The sequence below is a fragment of the Bdellovibrio sp. MYbb2 genome, assembly GCF_056175685.1.
This window is the reverse complement of the sequence record NZ_JBJKJI010000001.1, coordinates 1,448,334-1,470,576: the sequence shown is the minus strand read 5'-3', so window position 1 is coordinate 1,470,576 and position 22,243 is coordinate 1,448,334. Positions and strand designations below refer to the sequence as shown.

The window sequence follows — 22,243 nt, the reverse complement described above, 5'->3', positions numbered from 1 at the left end:
TGAATTTGAATCTTAAAGCGTGGCGTTCACGATATAGTGACGAACCATCTGTTCAACGTTCTTCAGTTCATCATCCACAGTCTGACGATAGGACACAAGCTGATTACTGTCGGCCATGTTGGTCTTAAGAAACGGCGCCATCCACGGTTCCGCATCCACCACACCCTGCTGCAGAAGAAACTTCAGATAGAAATGCATTTTCACGACCAGCGGATCCTGGGCCGTTTCAAGTGCCCGCAGCGTGTGCCCCAGAAGATTGAACAGGAACTCGGAATGCCGGTCGCCTTCCTGACTGACTTTGCTGACACATTCCAAGATGTGCAAAGCCAGCTCCAGACGATCATAGTCGGTGCGAAGTCCGGCAAAGTCGTTAATCAGCGTTGCTTCCTGCAGGACGTGCAGTTTGCCTTCTTCCGAGGATTGTTTGTACGTCAGGCTGACAAAGTGAGTGGGTTCCAGGACTCCGCCGCCGAAGCGCTTTTTGCTTTTCAGCGCACCCCGGGCCATGAAGGACAGCTTTTCACCTTGAGTGGAAATGGCGTGCAGAATCAGATCCGATTCGGAGTATTTCATTTTCTTCAGGATAATGAAGCGATTCTGAGCTTGGGTCACACATTCCAACTTTGCTGGGCTTTGATATCTTCATACGAAGATATCAGCAGCTTGGCAAAGTCTTTTGTCGCCAGCAGTTCCGGGCCGACAACCAGCAGGCCGCGCAGGCTGTCCGTCGATGGTACCGGCTCCCACCAGTGACGGAACATCTTAATGGCGTTCCACTGGCACATGTTGGTGGTCTCTAGTTTTTTCCAGCCGTCCTGGGCTGAAAGCCCCAGTTTGTTGAAAACTTTTTGCGCCACGGCTTCCGCGCTGACATCAGGAAAAACACACAGCGCCCGGTCATACAAGCGTGCGCTGCCGGGATTCAAAAATGACTGCGCCACGGCCGCCATTTCGGCTTCAAATTTTTCCACCAGCAACTGATTCACACTGCGTCCGTCACGAGCCGCGGTCAGTTCTTTGATAAAGTCCACCTCCGACCATGACTGGTTTTGCACCTGCAGGGCCGGGGACCGAAAGCGTTCACCCAACATTGCCACACTGACGGTGGGCGCATAAGAACACAAACGAACTGTGTAAGGGCGAATCTCGACAGACTCATGAAAATGTCTGGCGTGAGAAATGCGGAAAGAAAAAATGCGCTTTTCATTCAACAGACGATCCAGCTCATCGGCGAAGGGATATAGTTCCCCGGTCACCGGATGATCCTCGCTGAACAGCACAAAGCAGGTGTCTTTCTTAAGGCTTTCCACCCACTCTTTCACGTCCGTGATTTGAGTGTGCGAGCGTGCATTCACTTCGTAGGTTTCTTTATAATAATATCCCAGCAGACCTTCAAAGACAGAAGTCTGCCCCTGAACAACACCGATAGCTTTTTTATGGGACATAAAGTGAGCTGTGCTCTGAGAAATTTCGTAAACCGCCTGAGATAGGCCCTGATAGGCACGCGCACGAATTCGCGGCGCCAGCCCCAAACAGGTTTTCACTTGGTCGTTCAACTCTTCCCAGGTTTCAGGGCGCACAACATCGATGAGCATACTTCGTTCAAGGCTAGCAGATTCCCCGACAAAAGAGAGTGAGACAAAGGTCTTATTTTAAGACGCCGTTTTGAGAAACCCACCCAGGAACATTACAATGAAATGGTTTTTTGGGAGTTCGTTTATGCGTCTATTTAAAATTTTGATTCTTGGTCTTTCTGTCTGTCTGATTTCTCCGGTCGCTCAAGCTCGTGATCTTTTCGAAGCTCGCCTTTCTTATGGCATGCTGAACTCGGATCCGGATTTGAATTCCTTGTGCGTGGGTTGTGCGAGCTCTGCTCCCAGTGTGACTCCGTTTTATGGTCTTGGCGCAGACGGAATTATCACGCTTCCTATTCCCCTGCTGCCCGGAATTGGTATTCGTTATGAGAATATGGAATTTTCCACGTCTAAATCCGGACTGGACTATACTGCCAATTTCAGCCGAACAGCGCTGCTGCTCAATTGGCGTCCCATTGATAATCTGATCTATGCTGGTCCGATCCTCACATACGGCCTGTCCCACTCGACCAAACTGAAAGTCACGGAATTTGGTGTTGAAAAAGCCAATTATTCCGCAGGTTCTCCCAGCTCGTACACGGTGGGTTTGGAAGCAGGCGTAAAGCTGATTGGCTTCTCATTGGGGGCTGAGTTCGGATATCAGAATTTCCAATGGAATGACGCGACAGACTCGACTGGTAACGCACCCTCTCAAGATATCAATATGAATGGGACTTACGGAAAATTTATCCTTGGCTTTTCCATTTAAGTTTTGAAATTATGGCCCCTCTGATACACTTAGAAGTGCGAGGTGCCCTCATGACAAATAAACGTATCGAATGGCCAGTGGCCTTGTTCTTGGTTCTAAACCCACTGATCACACTCATCCTGGCCCCCATTTATTTCTACAATTTCGGTTTCCAATGGGACATCCTTCTTTTCGCTTTGGCTTTTGCTGCTGCAACCAACCTGGGTATCACGGCGGGCTATCACCGTTTGTTCTCCCATAAAAGCTATGATGCACACCCACTGGTGAAAGCTCTGTTCCTTTTGATCGGTGCTTCCGCTTTCCAGGGTTCTGCCTTGAAATGGTCTTCCGACCACCGCCGCCACCACACGCACATTGACGGCGAAAAAGATCCTTACAACATCAACGAAGGCTTCTGGTACGCCCACATGGGCTGGATGTTCTTCAAGGACTCCGTCGATCAGAAAATCCATGCTCCGGATCTTGAAAAAGACTGGATGGTGAAGTTCCAGAACGATCACTATGTTCCCATTGCGATCCTGACTGGTTTTATCTTCCCGATGCTGGTGGGCTGGGCGATGGGTTCCTGGTTGGGTGGTCTGGTGATCGCAGGGGGCCTGCGCATTGCTTTGACTCAACAGTCGACTTTCTTCATCAACTCTCTTTGCCACACTTTGGGCAAACAGACTTATTCCAAAGAAATTTCTGCCCGTGACTCCTGGTTCGTGGCGATTCTGACTCATGGTGAGGGTTACCATAACTTCCACCACAAGTTCCAGATCGACTACCGCAACGGGATCAAATGGTACCACTGGGATCCGACTAAATGGGTGATCCGTACTTTGAGTGCCATGGGTCTTGCGACCAAACTGCGCCAGATCTCTAATGTTGAGATTCTGAAAGCCCGCCTGCAGGCGGAAGCGGCAGAGCTGACCAAACACGGTTTTGCTGAAGAAAAGCTGGCTCAGATGAAAGAGAAAATCCTGGAAGCGCAGAACAGAATGAAGAAGCTGCGTGAGGACTATGAACAGTTCAAAGTGGATGCCGTTCGCAAACGTGAAGAACTGAAAGAGGCTTATGATCTTAAGCTGGAAGAACTTCGCCGTGACATGGAAATTGCCAGACTGGAATTCCAGATGGGCATGAAACAATGGCGCGTGTATCTGCGCTCTGTCTAGATCCGGTTGTCATTATTGACATAGGCGTTGACGCCAGCACGAACCCACAACTTTAATTGGTTGTGGGTTTTGTTTTTTTCAGGAGGTTGTGATGCTTAAAACTCTTTCTGCGGTGATCTTGAGTGCGGGGCTGACTTTGTCCCCGCCCGCTCTGGCTGACGGCTTTGCGGCGGTTTTTAAAGCGAAATACCTGCCAAAAAAGCTGGCCTCGGTCAGCCCCGGCAAAACCACCAAAGCCGAAGTCACCAAATTACTGGGTAAGCCATTAAAGACTGAAAACAAAGACACGCTGCTATTCTATAAAACCGGCAGCCTGGATTATGACACCACCATTGAAATCAAAGACGGCAAGGTGCAGTCCTTCTATCACCGCATCCCTGAAGGCAAAGTGCATCTGAAGGACGTGCAGGCCCTGCTGCCGGAAAACGCACGTAAAGATGAATCTGAAGTGGGCCACGGTGAAGGCACCGAAACCCAGATTGAACATGACGGGGTTCGCCTGGCGGTGAAAAACACCAAGACCTCCCCGATCGTGTCCTATTTTGAATCCGCAAAACCATAAACTAAAAAGAGTGCTATGAAAGACAAAATCAGATCCTTCCTTTATGGCGCCACTTGGTCCCTTTTCATTCTATGGACCAGCTTATTATCGACCAAAGTCACCTTTGAGGTGACCGAAGAAAATAGATACCTGGTTGTTGCTTCTTTGATGCTATTCGCATTATGGAGCATCGTAAAAATATGGTCACATGTCAGTTCGGCGGCCAAAGTAAGGGTCCACCAGTTTACAGATCTTGACACCTATTTTTTAGGACTTGCCTCAACAGCTGCCACGTTTGAGGTCCTCACAAAAAATGGTAGCGCAATTCCAAGTATTTTAATTTTAGTTGTTTCCTTTACTTATCTTGTATCAAGAGTAATATTCCTATTACTTAAGCCAAACTCGAGTGATACAGTAAGTGCTAACACCGATCACTTTAGAATTAACCACGACCTTCTGCACAACCTCTTTATAAAAAACATCACAGAAGTACAAAACAACTATTACAACATAGGCGTTTCAGGCTCTTGGGGTATTGGGAAAACTTACTTCCTCAAAAAGGTCTATAACGACTTAAACAAGAAGCATGCCGACAAGGTCATACCAATCTGGATTGATCTTTGGGGCATCAAATCATCAGATAATATTGTCACGAACTATCTCAGCTCAATTGAAAAAGAACTGAGCAGGCATCAAATAATAGTCCCGATTGGCGAAATGAACGACTTCGCCAAGCATATGCTCGAAAAGACTGATTCTTTTTCGCCAACAACTATTCTATCCGGAATAATGTCGTTCAAAGGAACCGAAAGCCCAAAGGAAAGAGCCGCAAACCATATCGAGAAGATCAACAAACGCATTATCATATTCTTAGACAACATTGAACGTATTCTACCTTCCGACATCCCGACAGTACTGCAAATGGTGAACCTTTTCGGCGATATAAATGGCGTTCAACATATCATCAGCTATGATCGAATTCAATTAGAGCTAAGTCTCGCAAATAACATTGGAACCGGTGATGCAAGAAAGTACATCGAAAAACTCGTTGAATTTGAGATTTCTATACCTCAGCTGGGATCAAATTTCTGTTTTGAGGCTCTAAAATTGACCATTGAACATCTAACAAGTGGTCTAGACTCAACTCACAAAAAAAAGATCTTAAGGACGCTAGATGATTACAATCTAAACAAACTCGCCTCACAAATAAGAACACCGAGGGAACTGAAAAGAATCCAGCTTCATTTGCAATTTCAATATGCAGCTGTCGGGCTAAACACCAATCTCCACGATCTTCTAATTATCACAATAATAAAGGTAAAGTTTCCGGTACTATATGAAAAGCTATCCATTGAGGTCGAAGACCTGATAAGTGATACTCGAGAACGGGACATTAGAAGCTCCGACCAATTGGCAAATATAGTAAAAAGGATCGGCGCACCCATCGAGGCCATCCTCGAAATAGAAATGTATTTCAAACGATTACTACCTGTCTTCAGCTCTCAAGAAATCGACAGCACCTTGGTTTCCAATAGACGCCTATGGCATCCAAATAACTACCATAGATATTTTCGCTTCGATGAGCTCACCATTCAGTTCACACCGATCGAAATTGGAGACTTACTCAATCAACTATCAAAAGGAACTTTTGTAAATTTTGACTCGAAGCTTTGGGAAAGATTTAATGAGTCTTACACTCCACTACACAGTAATATTATCGAATTGGACGAGTCTGATAGAAATAAGGTCGTAAGCTCTTTAGTAAATGCCCTTTACGTTCGAGCTAAGGATCAATCTTCGAGTGAGGATTATACAAATACCTACTCCTTTATGGAGGAGCTGCTTCTACTAATTCCAAACGAAAAAAGACAGAAACTGTTATCTCTTATTATCGATAGCAGTGACAATTTATTTTGGATCAAGATGAAGTTGATTTCAGCTTTTTCAAAAGAGAACTCGAAAGATCTTGCGAATAATAAAAGTTCACTTAAAAAATCTTCGATGGATTTAATGAAAACCAACCCATCCGAAATTTCGAAATTGGACTATTTCAATTTGCACGCACTAGTCACTACAACTCTACCTGAGTCCTCAGATATTATTCAGAAAGAGATGGAGCTTTCAGGCACCCTCATATTTAATATTCTAGAGATATCCGCTGCCACAAAATCTATGGGCGACAATCCCGTGTATAAATTCGACATACAACATCCTATATTCTCGACTTGGGATCACTCCTATCTTTTGAAACTTGGAACCGAAAAGTTTAACCGCATGTCCACTTCAATGACTAAAGATCAACATGCGGTATGGCGAGACTACGCTCATGCTATAAAGACAATTAAGCCTTGATCCCCACATCAAGGCTGGCAACGAAGCCGGAACTGTAGTTTCCGGACTGGATGCTGGCCATCTGATAAGCGGTCCCATCACTGAACACATTATCCGTGGCAAAACTGATCTTGTTGAAATTGGTTTTGCTGGCCGAATACCCGGAAGCATTATTATAAACCGAACTTGAAGTCGCCACCGGGAACGTCAGCTGTGAAGTTCTGACGATATAGCTGTCATCCACGGCCTCGGCCATGCTTGGATAGATCTCGAAGTGAATGTGGGTCATACGACCGTCATAGCATCCCGGGAAGATCGTCTGAAACGTCACGCTGCCATTGCTGTCGGTCTGCTGCACGCCACGCAGATAAGTTTCACTGGTGACGCCGGATGAATACATTGAATACTTGCCGTTAATATCACAATGCCACAAATAGATCGCATACCCCGCCAAAGGCGCACAGGACGCGTTCACATCGAGCAAATTCAACGTCAGGGTCAAAGGCACCCCGGTGGCCGTCGAGCTGCCCGTATAGCCACCCGTATTCAGACTGCTGCGAATATCACTGCGAACAATTCCGTTCAGTCTTAACACGTTGATGGCGCTGTCATCATGGGCAGGATACGGTCCCGCGGTTTCAGAAGGAATCTGGGCACAGCTTCCACCATTGCCATCACTGACAGACTCGGCTCCATCAGCCACGGCATTGGAAAAATTCGTTTGGGAACAGCCCGCAAGCACGCCCCCTGCGGCCGCTCCGAAAAGGGCGATTCCACCGTATTTGATCAGCTCTCTGCGAGACAGTCTTTTGATTTCCATATCCTCTGATTCCTTTCAGACAGAACACCGCCGTCTTGAACACAGAATATCAAGGGACTATGGATTCAGTATGGAGCCCTAAAAAGCCAAAAGCCGCAACCTGAGACAGGTGGCGGCTTTCAGCGCTTCCATTTGATATGGAAATCCTAATTACTCACACTTTTTGCTCTTATTATAGAAGAACCAGTGGAACTTCGACTCGTCCGGAAGGGGCTTGTTATCCACGGTCATGGGCTGCTTGCGATACTCTTGGTGCTTCTTACAATCAGCAACACGGTAAGCTTCGTTGATCTCCAGCATGTCCTGGAAGGAAGGCAGATAGCCTTTCTTCTGATAAAACTCTTTTTCTTTTTCATAAATGTTCTTTTCAAGCTGAGTCGCCACAGCTTCAAATTGAACATTGGTTTTAATGCTGTCCACAGGCATGTACTTCGGCAACGTATCTTTCGCCACGCCGAACTGACGAACCATCTTGGCGAAGTAAGCCTTCACGCTGTGCTGTGGGGCCCAGTGGAACGTATAGTCCTTATCAATCATCCAGCCATAAACACTTTGCATGACCGCATCCTGCATACGCACCTGACGCAGCAGAGGCATGAAGCGGTATTCAGCCACGAAGTCGAATCTTGGATCCACTTCGATATCATAAGGCGAGAACAAAGAGGTTTTGGTCACACCCAAAGAACGCGGGTAGTCCGTGTTTTTGAACTTGGAAACTGTGCTGCGATACTTTGGAACGATGAACTGACCACCGGAGGCCTTGTCGTAAGCCATGCGGATAACTTCAGAACAGAACAAGTCTGAATAGTCGTCATCATTCATGGCAAAGTCATAGCGGATGCCTTTTTTGCGATCCAATGCGCCTTTGGCGTGGTCATACATGAAACGAGCGGCTTTATTTGCCAGGACCTCATCCGGCTGACGATACAGCGCCACTCGCGCATCTTCGGCCTGACGCCATTTTTCCAGCGGAGTCACAATCACCCCGTACTGAATCAAAGCTTCAACGATGTACTTTTTCCCGGCCTTGTCTTCACCGACAACTGCCAAGTGCGAGAAATTGCCTTCTTCGTCAGAGATTCGCGCAATCATCGCGGACACATAGGACTTGCCACGGATCAACAGCACGTCGCCGCTTTTTAGCTCAAAGCCCGAGAATTTCGGATTTGTCCAAGTATGCGGCTTTTCATTCACCATGATCGGGGTCTTTTTAAATGTGAAAACCTTGTTGGTGTAAAGCCAGTCCAAAAGATACTCTTCCGAGAAGCGCGCATACTGGAAGCCTTCACGCATTTCCAGAATACACTCTTTGCTCAGTTCGTTGCGGGATTCGAACTCCTGCAACTTGTCATGCAAAGCCACACGGATCTGGAAGACAGTGTCCATCACCTCAGGGCCGATGGATTTCAACTGCTCCACTTCCGTGGCATTTTTGGGCAGGAAATGATCTGCCGGCAGATAATACAGATAATCTGTGACCTTGTTCACAAAGCTGGCACAAGTCTTTGCGTTAAAAACCTGAGGATTGCCAATGTCAGCCAGAACCTTGCGGCTGCCGGTGATCAGTTCATCCGTGCTGGCCGGATGGCGATAGGTTTTAACTTCAGACTTAAATGGCGAAGTGCAGGCCGTAACCAAACCCACCGCCGCAGCGGCACCCAATAAAACGACCCTATTCATAAATAATCTCCTAATTAGTCCCTTCCTTTTTCGGTCACTTAGGGAACAAAACTAACTGGACCAAAGAATAATAAGCGCCCCGCCCCTCCCTTGGTCCCGTATTCTTGGTCGCCCATGTGTACGATAAGAGCTTTGCTTAGATTTACATCAGATATTTCAACTTAGAGGAGTCAGCATGAGCGGCAACGGCGCTATGAAGCAGGAATTTTTCCAGATCGATGAAAACACACGTAAAAAAGTGATTCGTCAGGATCGCAATGATATTGAGCCTGGAGCCTGCTTCCTTAATATTCCCGGTCGCAATCTGGAAGTTCTGAACATCAGCGCTTTTGGTTGCGCTGTTTTGGTTCCAGGAGCCGAGTACGCGGACCTGAAAGCCTGGTGGGACAAAAACCCGCACTTTGAAGCCGACGTTATCTACAAAAACATCCAAACCCAGAACGTCTCCCTGCGCTGGGCACGTTCTGAAAATCACAGTAAATCAGTGACAGGCGAAATGATCGTGGGCTTTGAGGTTCTGGGTGAACCTTTAAAAGTGGACCGCATCAAGGCATTGGAAGTGTCTTCTGAAGTCATCAGCGCCCAGACTGAATATGCCATGCATCTGGCGCAACTGCCGGCAGAATTCAAAACCTTTGTCTATGAAATGAAAGACTGGCTGGAAAAACTGAAATCCCGCATCGACAAGCTGGAACAAGAATCCCCGGTCGACAGCTGGAAAGAAGCTCAAGACTATCGCATGACGATTGCTGATTCTGTGTCTGATTATCTGGGCCAGGTCATCCCGATGAAATACGCGGATGTTCCGAAACTTGTGAAAAACTTCACCCCTGAGCAAATGAAATGGGCCACGGACTTTGCCCGTGAACAAGTGGGTTACTTGGTTTACGGGGCTCCATTTGCCAATCGTGCGTATTTCAAACCACGCGGCTATGCCGGTGACTATGAAATGATGAATCACCTTTATCGCGATGAACTGGTTGGGAAAACTTTGTTTGACCAGTGCATGCACAAATACTTCATCGACGAACCTGCCGGTGCGGCGGTGAAAAACCGCGGTCAGTACCTGTTTGAAAAGATCACCCAGCTGTTTGAGCGTACTCCGCCGACAGCGCCGGTGAAGGTTCTTTCCGTGGCCAGCGGCCCGGCAATGGAACAGCAGATCTTCCTGCAAAATGCGGCCCCTTACTATGGCCGCCCGGCTGAATTCACGTGCCTGGATCAGGATGAAGAATCTTTGAAACACGCACAAAGACAATTGCACTCAGTCGAGCGCTTTGTGAAATCCGGCTTTAAATTCAAATTCAACAATATGGCGATCCGCAACGTGATCGCGGCTGGCTGCCCCGAGACAGATTACGATCTGATCTATTCTGCCGGCCTGTTTGATTACTTCACAGAACCTGTGGCGCAAATGGCAGCACAAAAAATGCTGGCGTCTGTAAAACCAGGCGGCCATGTCGTGATCGGCAACTTCAGCAAGGACAACCCTTGTGTGCCGTTCATGGAACTGGTTCTGGACTGGCATCTGATTTACCGCTCTGAAGAAGACCTGTTGCGTATTTTCAAAGGCATGGGTTCCAAGATCTGGGTGGAAAAAGAGCCTCTGGGTGTGAATCTGTTTGTTGTGATTCAGAAATAGGAAGCTTTGAGGAACTGAATGCTGGGGAAAGAAATCACCACCTCACAAATGCGCGAGTTTGAGGTGATTGAAGAAATCAGATCTGTCCTGCGAGTCATTGCAAACTGGATGGCCGTGCCTTTGTTCATGGCTTTCTGGATTGCCGATCTGATTTACGTTCCCCAGTTCAAATGGCAGTTCCTGGGTTTGCGCTTGTCCATAATACCTCTGTGTATGCTGGCCAAGTACGAACTGCGCAAGGAACAAAGCTTTACCCGCGCGCAGTGGTTTGCCGCCCTGTATGCGGGCCTCATCGCTTTACCCATCAATATCATGATCTATTTCATTCCTGACGTGGGCACCGGCTACTACGCCGGATTGAATCTGGTGGCTATCGGAGGACTGTCGTTCATTCCGTTTTCCACGGGCTTCTTTGTTGCCACCGCTTTGGGAATCTATCTGCCCTATTATCTGTTCACCGCTCTGAAAATCCAGTCCGCTCCGGATCTGTGGCCGGTGGTCTTGAATTCATTCTTTATTGTCGGCTCTATCGTGATTTGCTTCCTGATTCGTTTCTTCCACGAACAGCTGCGCATGCGCGAAATCAACAGCCGTCTGGCCCTGAAGGCCGAAATCGCCAACCGCGATCACATCATTAAGTCCAAAACCGAAGAAGCCGTCCGCCTGAACACTTTAAGCACCCAATTCAGCCCGCAGGTGGTGCAAGCCATCCGAGAAGGCAAAGTGGATCTTGAAAAAGGCGTCCGCCGTGCGCAGATTTGCGCCATCTTCGTGGATATCGTGGGTTCTACTGAACGCGTGGTCCGCCTGGATCAGGCCAAGGTGGATCTTGTTTTGGCAAGATTCATGGACACGGTCGTCAGTATCTTCCTGAAATACGACATCACTATCGACAAATTCCAAGGCGACGGCATTCTGGCTTTTGCCAACGATCCGATCCGCTATGGGGACTACACACAAAGAACCTGCCTGGCTGCCTTGGAAGTGCGCGAAGCCCTTCGCCAGGACCGCGAGTTCTATCTGATGAACTGGAAAAAAGAAATGCAGATTCGCATCGGTATTTCTGCTGGATACGCCAACGTCGGTTTTTACGGCAATAAAAAATTCTTCCGTTCTTACACGGCTATCGGTGCCCCGCTGCCGTTTGCTTCCCGTCTGACGAACCTGGCTGAACCTGATCAGATCCTGATTGATTCTGATATCGCCCAGACTCTGCAGTCGGAAGGCTTCGCCGTAAAAAACATCGGTGAACGCGTGATCAAAGGCTTTGAAGGCGACACTCACTATGTCTTTGAATTGAATCAGGCACCGATCGTGCGCAAGGATGTTTCAGCAAGCTCTTGCCCTCACTGCCCGGATTCAATCCTTTATTTGGACACCAATGCCCAGGGCCACTTCGTGATGAAGTGCCGCACCTGCGGTTACGAAGCTGCGGAAACTCAGGCGGTCAGTTCTTTATAGAACCCCGCCGTTCCGTGCCTTACCGGGAACAAAACATCTCATCCTGAGAATATGTAAAGACTGACATACACTGTCCAATCGCCAACCACTGAGCTGCAATTCAGAGCCAATACGAGTGGGCCTTATTTTGCTTTACTAAGCAGTATGCAAACTTTCAAATGTCTCATTCAACATATTAAAACTCCGAAGTGGCTCTATAAACCCTTTGTTCTCTTTGCCATGGTGGCGACGGCCAATGCCAGCAGTTCCCAGCTGTGCAAAAGCGGCATCGCAACCACCAGCACCTACTTCGTTCCTCATATCAAGGACTACTGTTCCGGCTCCAAACCCTGCAAGAAGTTCCTGAAACAAGTGCGCATGCAGGGTTCTGGCACTCTGTCTGGCAACCGTCTTTTGACCTATACAGGTAAAACACGCAGCCTGGGATCCTGTGATACCGCCTTCGGCGCCAGTGGCAAATGCCTGATCCCGTTCTTTTCTGTAGCTGCAGACCCACGCTATTACAGCATGGGCGACATTATTAGAATGCCCGCCCTTGAAGGAAAAAGAATTCGTATGCCCAATGGAAAAACGGTCATCCATCCTGGGTACCTGATTGTGCATGACACGGGTGGAGCGATCAAAGGTCCCAACCGCTTCGATATGTTCACGGGCTCTTATGGCCTGAATGATAAAGACAACGTATTTGGATACAAAGGCAGCAGAGACTTGCGCATGACGGATGTCAACGACTGCACTAAGAGCTTTAGCACCGTCCGACGCAACTCTTATGATTACCAGAACTCTCTGGCGATGTTGGAAGATATCTTGTCGGACGTTTACAGCAGCAAACGCTCCATCGCTTCCTATCAGTCTTACAAGAAAGGATCCCGCTAATGAGCAAACTTAACAAATGGACCCTCTTTACAGTCACGGCCCTTCTTGCCTGGTCCAACACTTCATGGTCCGCGGAATCCATCGACATGAATGAACCACCATTCTATATGTCATCTTATGACGAATTTGCAGACCTGCAGCAGGACCAGAAGGACCTTTACCTGCAAAAGCTGCTAACCCTGAAAGAGAAAATTCCCTCTCTGGATTACGTCAACAAGGAAAAGCTCGATGAAGGTTCCGAGTGGTATGCCACTTGGGATGGAATGCGCAAAAAGCTGTACAACTCCTGCCAGGAAAAAGAACTGATCCCGGCATGCGAAGAGTTCGCAGATCTGCGCATCGAGGTTCTGAATCTGCACGCCAACCAAAAAGAAGAAAACCGCAATGCGACGGCTGCGGTTCAAACAGCAAAGACCAAATAAGAGTACATAAAAGACGACTGCGCAAAGGGCCTCTTTCCAGGGGCCTTTTTCTTTTTTAAAGCCCTCTTTCACATGTAGAGCCTTTTGACACCCCGATGACCGTTTAGGCCTTTCACACCCCCGGTCTCACTCTGAGACAGCAATCACCCCCGCAAGTCCTTGATAATTGTGGAATCCCCTTGGCAGACCTCTTGCTCTTTAAGGCCGTGAGGAGGCTTCATGAAAGCTACCACACCCCATTTGTACAAAATGCTGTTTCTAACCCTTTGCTTTAGCATGGGCTGGAATATGAAACCTGTGGACTTCCATATGGAACTGGCTTCCAAGGAAGAAAAGGGTCTGGCCGCGCCATTCACCCTGGGATCCTCCAAATCCATGACTGAAAACAATAAAATAGACGAAACAGCTTCTGAGCCGATTCCTATTATTGAGCACGCCTTGGATAAAATTGAAAAAACCAAAAGCTTCCAAAGCCTGTTTGGCTGGGGTGACAACGTTGCCAATCGCAACTGCGACACCTGCCAGGAGGAAATCCGCAACATGCGCTACATGCAGTGCAATGCCCAGAACAACTATCTGGAAGCGGAAATGAAAACGGCCGTGGAATCCCAGAGCAGTCTTTTGGGTGATCTGATCCGTGCTCCGATCAAATCAAACTCCATCATTAAAGCTTCGTGCATTCAGATGGGTATGAACACGAAATTTGGTGTTAGCAGCAAAACCTTCCGTCAGTGTAACGCCGCAGGAGCTGCCCGCCAGGCATTCCGACCTTGTATCTCTGAGAATTATTTCAAGATGGTGAACAACAGCTTTGAACTGGTCAGTTCTTGCATGAAGGACTTTATTGCTCCGGGCAAGGATGAAGAAACCCAGAATCTGGATGTTCGCGCCGTTTATGCTTTGATCAACATTGAATCCGGCTTCCACGTCAACGCGATGAGCGGCACCGGAGCCGGTGGTATCGGCCAGTTCACCGCCCCTGCAATTCAGGATGTGAACTCCAACGAACTGAATGCTGTTCGCATCTCTTTGGAAGGCAACAAGAACCCGCTGTGCGGCCGCCTGTCCATGGAATTGCTCGACAAAATGGAACCAATGCGCGCTGGAAAGGCCCAGTCCTGCGACCGTATCTCTTTGAAAAACGGCAACCCGATGAAGAACATGATCTACACTTACGCTTATCTTAAAGGCGTGAAAGCAGACATGAACAACATGATCTTTGAAAACAAGAACTACAAAAACAAGTTCCGCATGTCGGACTTTGACCTGAACAAAATCAAACGTGCTTTGATGGTTTGGTCCCATAACACGGGCCCGGCTGGCACCTGGACACCGGCAAAAACTTTGTTGAATTCATTCTACAGAGGCAAAACCGTAACCAACGCTGATCAGTTCATCCAGCAGATGCAGCAGTACATGCAAAAATTCCCGGCCAGCGCCAATAAGTCCAGCGCTCGCCGCAAGGAAACGTCCCGTTATTTCCCTGAGATCACAAAAACTTTGAATAATATCGAAAACGCAGTAGGAGGTGGCACATGCGTAAACTAGTGATGATTCTGGCTTTCGTTCTTGCCGGTAATTCCGCAATGGCTTTTCAGGACCTGCAAACGTACCGCGCGACGGACGAGCTGATCAATGCCATGCAGCTGGAAGGTGACACTTCCGTGCGTTTGCGCCAGCTGGAATCCTATAAGGACTTCCTGTATTCACGACTGAACACCATTGAATTACCTGACATTGAAACCACGCCGGACACGGATCCTCGTCTGGAGGAATACCGCAGTCTGACTGAGTTCGACAACTACGTCGCCCTGATCCGCATGCGCCAGGTGTCGGCAAAGTCCTGCAACTCCACGAAGGTGCACATTGAAAACTCCACCAGCCGTGATGGCGGTGTGGTCCCGGAAGCGGTGGAAGCCCTTAAGATCCTTTCCGCTCTTTGCACTTAACAAACTAAAAAACAAACGGCGGGTCTCCCCGCCGTTTTCTTTTATAAAGTGAAACCCTTCATCAGTTTTGCCGCGATCGGATTATCGATCTTGCGGTTGGCCGCCATCAGCCAGATCTCTTCATAGATCCCCGGCAGAGTGCCCAAAACCACCAGCTTTTTTTCCCGGATCAGATCTGAAGCCGCGACTTCCACAATCGGAATCAGCCCTACACCCTCTTGCCCCAGCAGCTTTTGCAAACTGGTGTCCTGAGTTTCTGCGATACGGTCCACGCGAATGCCATTGATTGAGAAATAATGTTCCAGATCACGGCGCAGACGACTGTGAATGGTCGGGAAAATAAACGGCTGACCTTCCAGTGAATACGGAAAATCCCGACGCAGATGTTTGTACTTCGCCGAGGCACACACAACCACATCAAGCTTTGCGATGGATTTGGCATAAACAGTCTGGAAGTCCACGTTCGGAGGATAATTGGAAAGCAGCAGATCAATCTGATGGGCACTGAGCTCGCGAAGCAAATCGTTGCTGGCACCTTCCAAAACTGAAACCGCACAGTTCCCTTGTTTGTAGGCCTGCAACACCACTTCTGAAATGATCGGCTTGGGTACACTGTCCAGCGCTCCGATTTGTACGTGCACACGGTTGTTCTGCAAACGGTCCTGCAGAACCTCCACCATTTCCGCCCCTAGGCGAAACACCTGATCGGCGTATTCATAGGCAATCTTCCCGGCTTCTGTCAAAAACAGGCGTTGTTTGCGTCTTTCAAAAAGATTCTTCCCCAACGACTCTTCCAGCTGCTTTAATTGAATACTAAGAGTCGGTTGACCCATGTTCAGTTTTTCAGCGGCCTTGGCGATACTGCCCTCTTTGGCAATAACGTGGAAATAGTGCAGATGATGGTAGTTCAGCCATTGAACCTGATTTTCGATACGAACGGGCATGTTTCACCTCATTGCTTTTAGCGAATAACTTAATAAAGAATATCTAATTTTTAAAACATCCAAAAGTCTTTATACTGCGCTCTGGAGGTTTTACTGTGTCCGAAACGTTACTATTCCCTTTTGCTGACTTCTGGTGGTTTTACGCAGGTTTCATCGCCTTTGTCATAGGTATGCTTGCCCTGGATCTGGGCGTATTTCATAAACACTCACATACGGTGAGTTTCAAGGAAGCCACGATCTGGTCGATTGTTTGGGTGTCCATCGCGATGCTGTTCAATCTGGGTTTGTACTACTACACCCTGCATCTTTACCCCGAAACGCCCGCCATCGCCAAACAGGTGGGGCTGGAGTTCCTGACCGGCTATGTGATTGAAAAGTCGCTGTCCATCGATAATATTTTTGTGTTTGTCGTGGTCTTTAGCTTCTTCTCGGTCCCGGCCAAGTACCAGCACCGCGTGCTGTTCTATGGTATCCTGGGCGCCCTGATCTTCCGTGCGATCTTCATCGCGCTTGGCTCCGTCCTGATGCAATACCAGGCTGTGGTTCTGATCTTTGGTGCATTCCTGATCATCACTGGTGTGAAGATGATGTTCCAGCCGGACAAAGAGGTCGACCCGTCCCAAAACTGGCTGATCAAATGGCTTAAAAAGCATATTCGCGTTGCGGATCGCATGCATGAAGATCATTTCTTCATCAAAGAAAACGGCGTGAAACTGGCGACTCCATTGTTTATTGCCCTGGTGTTCCTGGAGTTCACGGACATCATCTTTGCGGTGGATTCCGTGCCGGCGATCTTCGCTATCACGAAAGAGCCTTTGCTGGTGTTCACATCCAACATCTTTGCGATCCTGGGTCTGCGTTCCCTGTACTTCCTGCTGGCGGGTGTGGTTGATAAATTCCACCTGCTGAAGTACGGCCTGGCTCTGACCCTGATCTTTGTCGGCCTGAAGATGGTATGGCTGAACAAGTTGTTCGGCGGCCACTTCCCGATTGGCATCTCTTTGGGAATCATTTTCGCGTTCATCGGTGGCTCTATTGCCGCTTCCCTGATGTTCCCGAAAAAAGAAGCTTAATCCATTAGACAAGCCCCCTCATAACAGCGATCATAGTTATGAGGGGGCTTTATGACCAGACGACTGTTCCTTGCTCTCAACGCTACCGATCCTTTGGCAGACACCTTTCTGCCGACCTTAAAGAAACTCAAAATCAATGCTGATCGCCGTGAAATAATCGTGAAGTGGGTCCCGACGGACAACTACCACGTCACTATTACTTTTTTAGGTGACCGCCCCGAAGACGAAGTTCAAAAGGTTGCCGAAGCGCTGGCCAGCGTGTGCCAGAACTTTGCCCCGTTTGATCTGAAGATCGAGGATGTCGGTGCGTTTTCAAACGAACACGACGCCCGGGTTCTGTGGCTGGGTGTGCAGAACAAAAGAAGTCTGAATGAATTCAAAGAAGCTCTGGATCGCGAGCTGGTGGAAAAAAATCTGCTGCCGCAAATTGAAGAGCGGGCATTTTCACCGCATCTGACTTTTGGAAGACTTCGCAATCCGCGAAGTGTGAAGGATATGATCTCGCCGTTTAAACGCAAAAGTTTCGGCAAAATTCATGTCACGGAAATCGTGTTGTATGAATCAACACTGCAAGGGGCCTTCCCAGTGTACAAGCCCCTCGCCCGTTGCAAGCTGATCGGAAGCGCCGACCTAGCGGATGGCGTTCCCGAACAAACGGATATAGATATTACTTTCACGTAGGTGAACAGTGACATCACCCCAGTGACCACCGGTCGTGGAGGGGCTGAAGATCACACGGATCACACACTGCTGCCCCGGCATAAGGATCTGCGGGCAGTTGGTGTCCACGCGATATGCGAAAGAACCCTGAACACTGATACCACGAATGAATGTGGAATCAGGGCCGTTGGCCGTCAGAATGAAATCCTGAAATCTGGCAGAATGAACAAAAGAAGTCCCGAAGTTATAATTAAGATACTGATCCAGAGCTTTCGTTTCAAGATTCAGCGGCTGAACAGCCACATCCGCCAAAGCAAATGCCGGAGCCAAAACCAAAGCGATCGCCATCAAAAACTTTTTCATAGAATCCCCCTTCTATGACTTAAGTCTGGCAGGGGAACCAAAGCGCGGGCAAACAAAAAGGGAGTCTTTCGACTCCCTTTTATTCTTTAATGCACTATAGCCAGAAATTTCAACCAGGCACCTTTTGAGCGGCCGCGGCTTAGATGCCGGCTTTGTGGCGTTCTTGATCATCGACGTGAGTCAGGATGCCGCCCTTAAGATTTGGACGGTATGCCAGATGATTGATGTCGTAGATGAAGTTTGCACCATTCACGCCTGGAGTCTGCCATTCAGGGCCCAAACGGATTGCATCCACCGGGCAGGCTTCTTCACAGAAACCGCAGAATACGCAGCGAAGAATGTCGATCTCGTAGCTGATCGGAAACTTTTCGACCGCTGGGTCGTTGTGTTCCGCCGCCGTGATCTTGATACATTCTGCAGGACAGTTGGTCGCGCAAAGCATACAAGCCGTGCAACGCAAAGAACCGTCTTTTTTAACCGTCAGAACGTGATTGCCCTTGAAACGAGGAGAGTACTCATACTTCTCCTCTGGATAGTTCAGGGTCATCATTTTCTTCTGATTGAACAAGTTCTTCAGCAAGTGCTTCATGGTCGTTGCCAGACCACCCAGGATCCCCGGCAGGAACCACTTCGACTTTTCAGAGTTGTTCTGCATTACGCTCATAGGCTACCTCTTCTGAACACGAACTCATTCTTTTTACGAGCTTCCAAAGTCACCTGATCGTCACGCTGGTTGTTCGGCATGAATGCCGCATTTGCCGTCGGAAGAGCCAGATTCTTGCCAACCATCAACAAAGTCGCCTCTGTCAAAGTCAGCGCTTCAGAAACCACATTCGTCACTTTCTTGATCTTCTGTTCAAGACCGGAGAAGTTGATGAATGTGCCGTCTTTTTCCACGAACGTTTTCATTGGAATGATCCAAACGTTGCCAGTCAAAGCCGTAAAAGCGTCGTTTTTACCCGCTTGCATCCAGATCAGATTCTGAGCTTTGGAAAGCTCTTTCAATCTTTCGTTGTAATCTGGGAATACCGCTTGGTTTTCCGGACCCGCCACAACCACAGTTTTGATTGAGCCGTTTGCAAGACCTGCAGACAGATCAGCCCAAGTGGACGTGATGCCGTACTTTTCCATAACTTTCAAAAGACCTTTGGTGTTCGGGTTCTTGTCTCCGCGAGACAACAAACCGTCGAAGGTGTCGAAAGTCTCTTTGTTGTTAACCCAGAAGAACACTTTTTTGGTTTTGAATTCTTCAACAAACGTCTTGATGATCGCTTCGTACTCTTCAACAGTGTACTGAGCTGTCAAAACAAGCGCCAAAGCATCGCCGGAAGTGCTTTTCAGAACTTCACTTGCGCTTTTCGCTGCCGCGCCTGGAGCCATTTCTTTCCCGGCAACAACACCTTTAACAAGGCGTGCTTCACGGTTTACGAATTTATAGGCGTTACGACCGCTGTCGCACATCCAGTGACCGTTCACCTGTTCATTGTAAACAGGCTTGATACGGAACAGGCCTTCTTTGTTGTAGTAAACCTTGATGTTGCAACCAGTGGAGCAACCGTTACAAACGCTGTCGCCGTCTTTTAGATACCAAACGCGCTGACGGAAACGGAAGTCTTTGGACGTCAACGCACCCACCGGGCAGATGTCGACAGTGTTCAAAGAGTATTTATTGTCCAAAAGCATGCCGTCGTGAGTGCCGATTTCAGTGCGATCACCACGGTTGAACAAGCCCAACTCGTTGGTCTTGGAAACTTCTTCCGTGAAACGCACGCAGCGGGAGCAAAGAATGCAACGCTCGGAATCCAGAACCACAGTTGGTCCCAAATCCACAACTTTGTGCTTTTTAACTTTTGCTTCAGCCATCTCTGGATCGTACTTGCCGTACTCCATGTACTGATCCTGCAGACCGCACTCGCCGGCCTGATCGCAAATCGGGCAATCCAGCGGGTGATTGATCAAGTGGAAGTCCAGGCCCCACTTTACAGCGTCTTTAACTTTTTCAGACGTGTTGTTGACCTTCATACCCTCAGTAACCATGGTGTTACATGCGATCTGAACGCGTGGATTTCCTTCGATCTCCACCACGCAAAGACGACAAACACCGGCTACAGACAGACCCGGGTGCCAGCAATAGTGAGCGATACGATCGCCAGACTGTTGCATCGCCTCGATGATCGACGTGCCTTCTTTTACTTCGACTTCTTTGCCATTAATGGTGCATTTCGGCATATGTCGTTCCTTTTACCTTAGAGCGTCCTTCGCGAACGTAGAATTCAAACTCATCACGGAATTTAGTTACAAAGCTAAGAACCGGCAAAGCCGCTGCATCGGAAAGCGCGCAGATGGTTTTACCTTTCATGTTATCAGCCACTTTGATCAACAAATCGATGTCCTGCAAACGGCCGCGGCCTTCCAGGATCGAATGAAGAACTTTGTTCAGCCAGCCAGTACCTTCACGGCAAGGCGTGCACTGACCGCAGGATTCATGGGCATAGAAGTGAGTCAAAACACCCAGCATATCAACCATGCACTGGGAATCGTCGATCACGATCACCGCGCCGGAACCAAGCATTGTGCCCAGACCCGCCAGGGATTCGTAATCCAGGTTTGCTTTCGCCACTTCTTCAGCTGTCAAAACCGGAGCGGAAGAACCACCCGGGATAACCGCTTTCAGTTTGCGGCCCGGCTTCATACCGCCGCCCTCTTTCATCAGAAGATCCATCAACGGGTAACCCAGTGGAACTTCGAAGTTGCCCGGAGTCATTACGTTACCGGACAAAGAGAACAGCTTGGTACCAGCGGACTTTTCAGTCCCGTGTTTACGATAGACTTGAGCGCCGTCTTTAATGATGTAAGTCACAGCCGCCAAAGTTTCCACGTTGTTCACGATGGTTGGCTTTCTCAGGTAACCCTGAACTGCCGGGAATGGCGGTTTCAATTTTGGCTGGCCTTTAAGACCTTCCAAAGAGGAAATCATGCCTGTTTCCTCACCGCAGATATAAGCACCCGCGCCACGGTAAACATCCAGATCGAAATCAAAACCGGAACCCAGGATGTTTTTACCCAGAAGACCGGCAGCGTAAGCCTCCTTGATCGCCTTGTTCAGGCATTCAATCGGGAATACGTATTCGCCACGAACATAGATGTAACCTTTATTGGAACCGATCGCGAAAGCAGAAATGATCATGCCTTCGATCAATTGATGTGGAGCACGCTCCATCATCATACGGTCTTTGAAAGTCCCTGGCTCACCTTCATCGGCGTTGCACAGAAGATAGCGTGGCTCGCCGTTTTTCGGCAAAAAGCCCCACTTCATACCCGTTGGGAAACCCGCACCACCACGACCGCGCAGACCGGAAGCTTTCACTTCATCGATAATCTGCTGAGGTTGCATTTTGAAGGCTTTATGAAGAGTTTCGTAACCACCCTTGGCTTTGTAGCCCGCCAAAGTTTGATATTCAGGCAGGTGGTAGAATTCTGTAAGCACTTTTACTTCAGACATTATTTCATACCTCTCAACAGATTCATCGCTGTCTCTGGAGTCAGCTTTTCATGATAGGTGTCATTCACCTGCATCATCGGCGCAGTTCCGCAGGAACCAAGGCACTCGACCTTGGAAACTGTGAAGCGACCGTCAGCAGTGACTTCATTGTATTTTACACCCAGCTCATGGCAGATGTGGCTTGCCATTTCACGGCCGCCCTCAAGCGCGCAGGAGATGTTCGTGCAAACCTGCACGTGGTACTTGCCCACGGGCTTCTGGTTGAACATGGTGTAGAATTTGAAGACTTCATTAATACGTGCTTCCGGAATATCCATCACCTGGGAAAGGTGGCGGATAATGTCCGGCGTGATGAAGCCGTTGTTTTCTTTTTGAGCAACATAAAGACTTGGAATAATAGCGGACTCTTTCGCTTCGTAGCGAGCCAGTTCACTTTTTACTGCAGCCAAGCCAGAATCAGACAATTTAAACATCGTTGT

Annotated in this window: 22 protein-coding genes; 12 read left to right on the top strand and 10 right to left on the bottom strand. The window is 48.5% G+C overall.

Translation table 11 applies throughout. The features are described 5' to 3' along the window. Positions 1 to 12: 12 nt before the first annotated feature. Positions 13 to 612 carry a DNA repair protein RecO gene (recO, locus tag AC04MQ_RS07130; RefSeq protein WP_475391694.1) on the bottom strand — a complete coding sequence of 200 codons (600 nt, stop codon included), beginning with the start codon at positions 610 to 612 and terminating at the stop codon, positions 13 to 15. Further along, positions 609 to 1,595 carry a hypothetical protein gene (locus AC04MQ_RS07125; RefSeq protein WP_475391692.1) on the bottom strand — a complete coding sequence of 329 codons (987 nt, stop codon included), beginning with the start codon at positions 1,593 to 1,595 and terminating at the stop codon, positions 609 to 611. Before AC04MQ_RS07125 ends, recO begins: the two co-directional genes overlap by 4 nt. 124 nt (positions 1,596 to 1,719) lie before the next feature. On the opposite strand from AC04MQ_RS07125, the gene AC04MQ_RS07120 reads away from it, so the two are divergent. The 4 genes from AC04MQ_RS07120 (at position 1,720) to AC04MQ_RS07105 (ending at position 6,393) form a co-directional block, all read left to right on the top strand. Continuing rightward, positions 1,720 to 2,343 (top strand): porin family protein, encoded by a 624-nt coding sequence (locus tag AC04MQ_RS07120; protein WP_015092089.1) that lies wholly within the window; start codon positions 1,720 to 1,722, stop codon positions 2,341 to 2,343. A gap of 50 nt (positions 2,344 to 2,393) precedes the next feature. Continuing rightward, a complete protein-coding gene (locus AC04MQ_RS07115; RefSeq protein ID WP_475391690.1) occupies positions 2,394 to 3,500 on the top strand; it encodes a fatty acid desaturase in 1,107 nt (368 codons plus the stop codon). A 91-nt stretch (positions 3,501 to 3,591) separates the two neighbouring features. After that, positions 3,592 to 4,062 carry a hypothetical protein gene (locus tag AC04MQ_RS07110; RefSeq protein ID WP_475391689.1) on the top strand — a complete coding sequence of 157 codons (471 nt, stop codon included), beginning with the start codon at positions 3,592 to 3,594 and terminating at the stop codon, positions 4,060 to 4,062. 15 nt (positions 4,063 to 4,077) lie between these two features. Then, positions 4,078 to 6,393, top strand: coding sequence for a P-loop NTPase fold protein (locus tag AC04MQ_RS07105; RefSeq protein ID WP_475391687.1), 2,316 nt, complete (start codon positions 4,078 to 4,080; stop codon positions 6,391 to 6,393). Here the strand turns inward: AC04MQ_RS07105 and AC04MQ_RS07100 are convergent. Continuing rightward, positions 6,383 to 7,192 carry a dioxygenase family protein gene (locus AC04MQ_RS07100; protein WP_475391685.1) on the bottom strand — a complete coding sequence of 270 codons (810 nt, stop codon included), beginning with the start codon at positions 7,190 to 7,192 and terminating at the stop codon, positions 6,383 to 6,385. The two genes, AC04MQ_RS07105 and AC04MQ_RS07100, sit on opposite strands and share 11 nt — an antisense overlap. Positions 7,193 to 7,342: 150 nt before the next feature. Further along, positions 7,343 to 8,872 (bottom strand): YiiX/YebB-like N1pC/P60 family cysteine hydrolase, encoded by a 1,530-nt coding sequence (locus tag AC04MQ_RS07095; RefSeq protein WP_475391683.1) that lies wholly within the window; start codon positions 8,870 to 8,872, stop codon positions 7,343 to 7,345. 175 nt (positions 8,873 to 9,047) lie between these two features. Between AC04MQ_RS07095 and AC04MQ_RS07090 the strand changes: the two genes are divergently transcribed. From AC04MQ_RS07090 to AC04MQ_RS07065, 6 genes are all read left to right on the top strand, one after another. Continuing rightward, complete coding sequence (locus tag AC04MQ_RS07090; protein WP_475391681.1) at positions 9,048 to 10,514, top strand: class I SAM-dependent methyltransferase; 1,467 nt, start codon at positions 9,048 to 9,050, stop codon at positions 10,512 to 10,514. An 18-nt stretch (positions 10,515 to 10,532) separates the two neighbouring features. Next, positions 10,533 to 11,975, top strand: coding sequence for an adenylate/guanylate cyclase domain-containing protein (locus AC04MQ_RS07085; protein ID WP_015092095.1), 1,443 nt, complete (start codon positions 10,533 to 10,535; stop codon positions 11,973 to 11,975). A gap of 144 nt (positions 11,976 to 12,119) precedes the next feature. Beyond that, a complete protein-coding gene (locus AC04MQ_RS07080) occupies positions 12,120 to 12,851 on the top strand; it encodes a 3D domain-containing protein (protein ID WP_080602427.1) in 732 nt (243 codons plus the stop codon). After that, on the top strand, positions 12,851 to 13,273 hold the full coding sequence (locus AC04MQ_RS07075; protein WP_015092097.1) for a hypothetical protein: 423 nt from the start codon (positions 12,851 to 12,853) through the stop codon (positions 13,271 to 13,273). The genes AC04MQ_RS07080 and AC04MQ_RS07075 overlap by 1 nt, the downstream gene beginning before the upstream one ends. A gap of 219 nt (positions 13,274 to 13,492) precedes the next feature. After that, entirely contained in the window at positions 13,493 to 14,821 is a 1,329-nt protein-coding gene (locus AC04MQ_RS07070) for a transglycosylase SLT domain-containing protein (RefSeq protein ID WP_475391678.1), read from the top strand. Then, a complete protein-coding gene (locus AC04MQ_RS07065; protein WP_235046151.1) occupies positions 14,809 to 15,222 on the top strand; it encodes a hypothetical protein in 414 nt (137 codons plus the stop codon). The genes AC04MQ_RS07070 and AC04MQ_RS07065 overlap by 13 nt, the downstream gene beginning before the upstream one ends. 41 nt (positions 15,223 to 15,263) lie before the next feature. Here AC04MQ_RS07065 and AC04MQ_RS07060 read toward each other — a convergent pair whose 3' ends face one another. After that, positions 15,264 to 16,166, bottom strand: coding sequence for a LysR family transcriptional regulator (locus AC04MQ_RS07060; RefSeq protein ID WP_015092101.1), 903 nt, complete (start codon positions 16,164 to 16,166; stop codon positions 15,264 to 15,266). 95 nt (positions 16,167 to 16,261) lie between these two features. Here AC04MQ_RS07060 and AC04MQ_RS07055 point away from each other — a divergent pair, with 95 nt between their 5' ends. Together AC04MQ_RS07055 and thpR are read left to right on the top strand one after the other, a co-directional pair. After that, positions 16,262 to 17,239, top strand: coding sequence for a TerC family protein (locus AC04MQ_RS07055; protein ID WP_080602428.1), 978 nt, complete (start codon positions 16,262 to 16,264; stop codon positions 17,237 to 17,239). A 51-nt stretch (positions 17,240 to 17,290) separates the two neighbouring features. After that, on the top strand, positions 17,291 to 17,920 hold the full coding sequence (gene thpR, locus AC04MQ_RS07050) for an RNA 2',3'-cyclic phosphodiesterase (protein WP_475391675.1): 630 nt from the start codon (positions 17,291 to 17,293) through the stop codon (positions 17,918 to 17,920). Here thpR and AC04MQ_RS07045 read toward each other — a convergent pair. The 5 genes from AC04MQ_RS07045 to AC04MQ_RS07025 all read right to left on the bottom strand — a co-directional run bounded on the left by AC04MQ_RS07045 (position 17,870) and on the right by AC04MQ_RS07025 (position 22,237). Continuing rightward, the gene (locus AC04MQ_RS07045; RefSeq protein WP_475391673.1) at positions 17,870 to 18,262 is read right to left on the bottom strand and encodes an Ig-like domain-containing protein; all 393 of its coding nucleotides are present in this window, start codon (positions 18,260 to 18,262) and stop codon (positions 17,870 to 17,872) included. The genes thpR and AC04MQ_RS07045 overlap by 51 nt on opposite strands. Before the next feature lie 139 nt (positions 18,263 to 18,401). Continuing rightward, a complete protein-coding gene (locus AC04MQ_RS07040) occupies positions 18,402 to 18,926 on the bottom strand; it encodes a NuoI/complex I 23 kDa subunit family protein (protein ID WP_041577938.1) in 525 nt (174 codons plus the stop codon). After that, complete coding sequence (locus tag AC04MQ_RS07035; protein WP_475391671.1) at positions 18,923 to 20,491, bottom strand: NADH-quinone oxidoreductase subunit G; 1,569 nt, start codon at positions 20,489 to 20,491, stop codon at positions 18,923 to 18,925. Before AC04MQ_RS07035 ends, AC04MQ_RS07040 begins: the two co-directional genes overlap by 4 nt. Further along, complete coding sequence (gene nuoF / locus AC04MQ_RS07030) at positions 20,472 to 21,764, bottom strand: NADH-quinone oxidoreductase subunit NuoF (RefSeq protein ID WP_015092107.1); 1,293 nt, start codon at positions 21,762 to 21,764, stop codon at positions 20,472 to 20,474. Before nuoF ends, AC04MQ_RS07035 begins: the two co-directional genes overlap by 20 nt. Next, positions 21,764 to 22,237 carry a complex I 24 kDa subunit family protein gene (locus AC04MQ_RS07025; protein WP_015092108.1) on the bottom strand — a complete coding sequence of 158 codons (474 nt, stop codon included), beginning with the start codon at positions 22,235 to 22,237 and terminating at the stop codon, positions 21,764 to 21,766. The genes nuoF and AC04MQ_RS07025 overlap by 1 nt, the downstream gene beginning before the upstream one ends. Between the last annotated feature and the right edge of the window lie 6 nt (positions 22,238 to 22,243).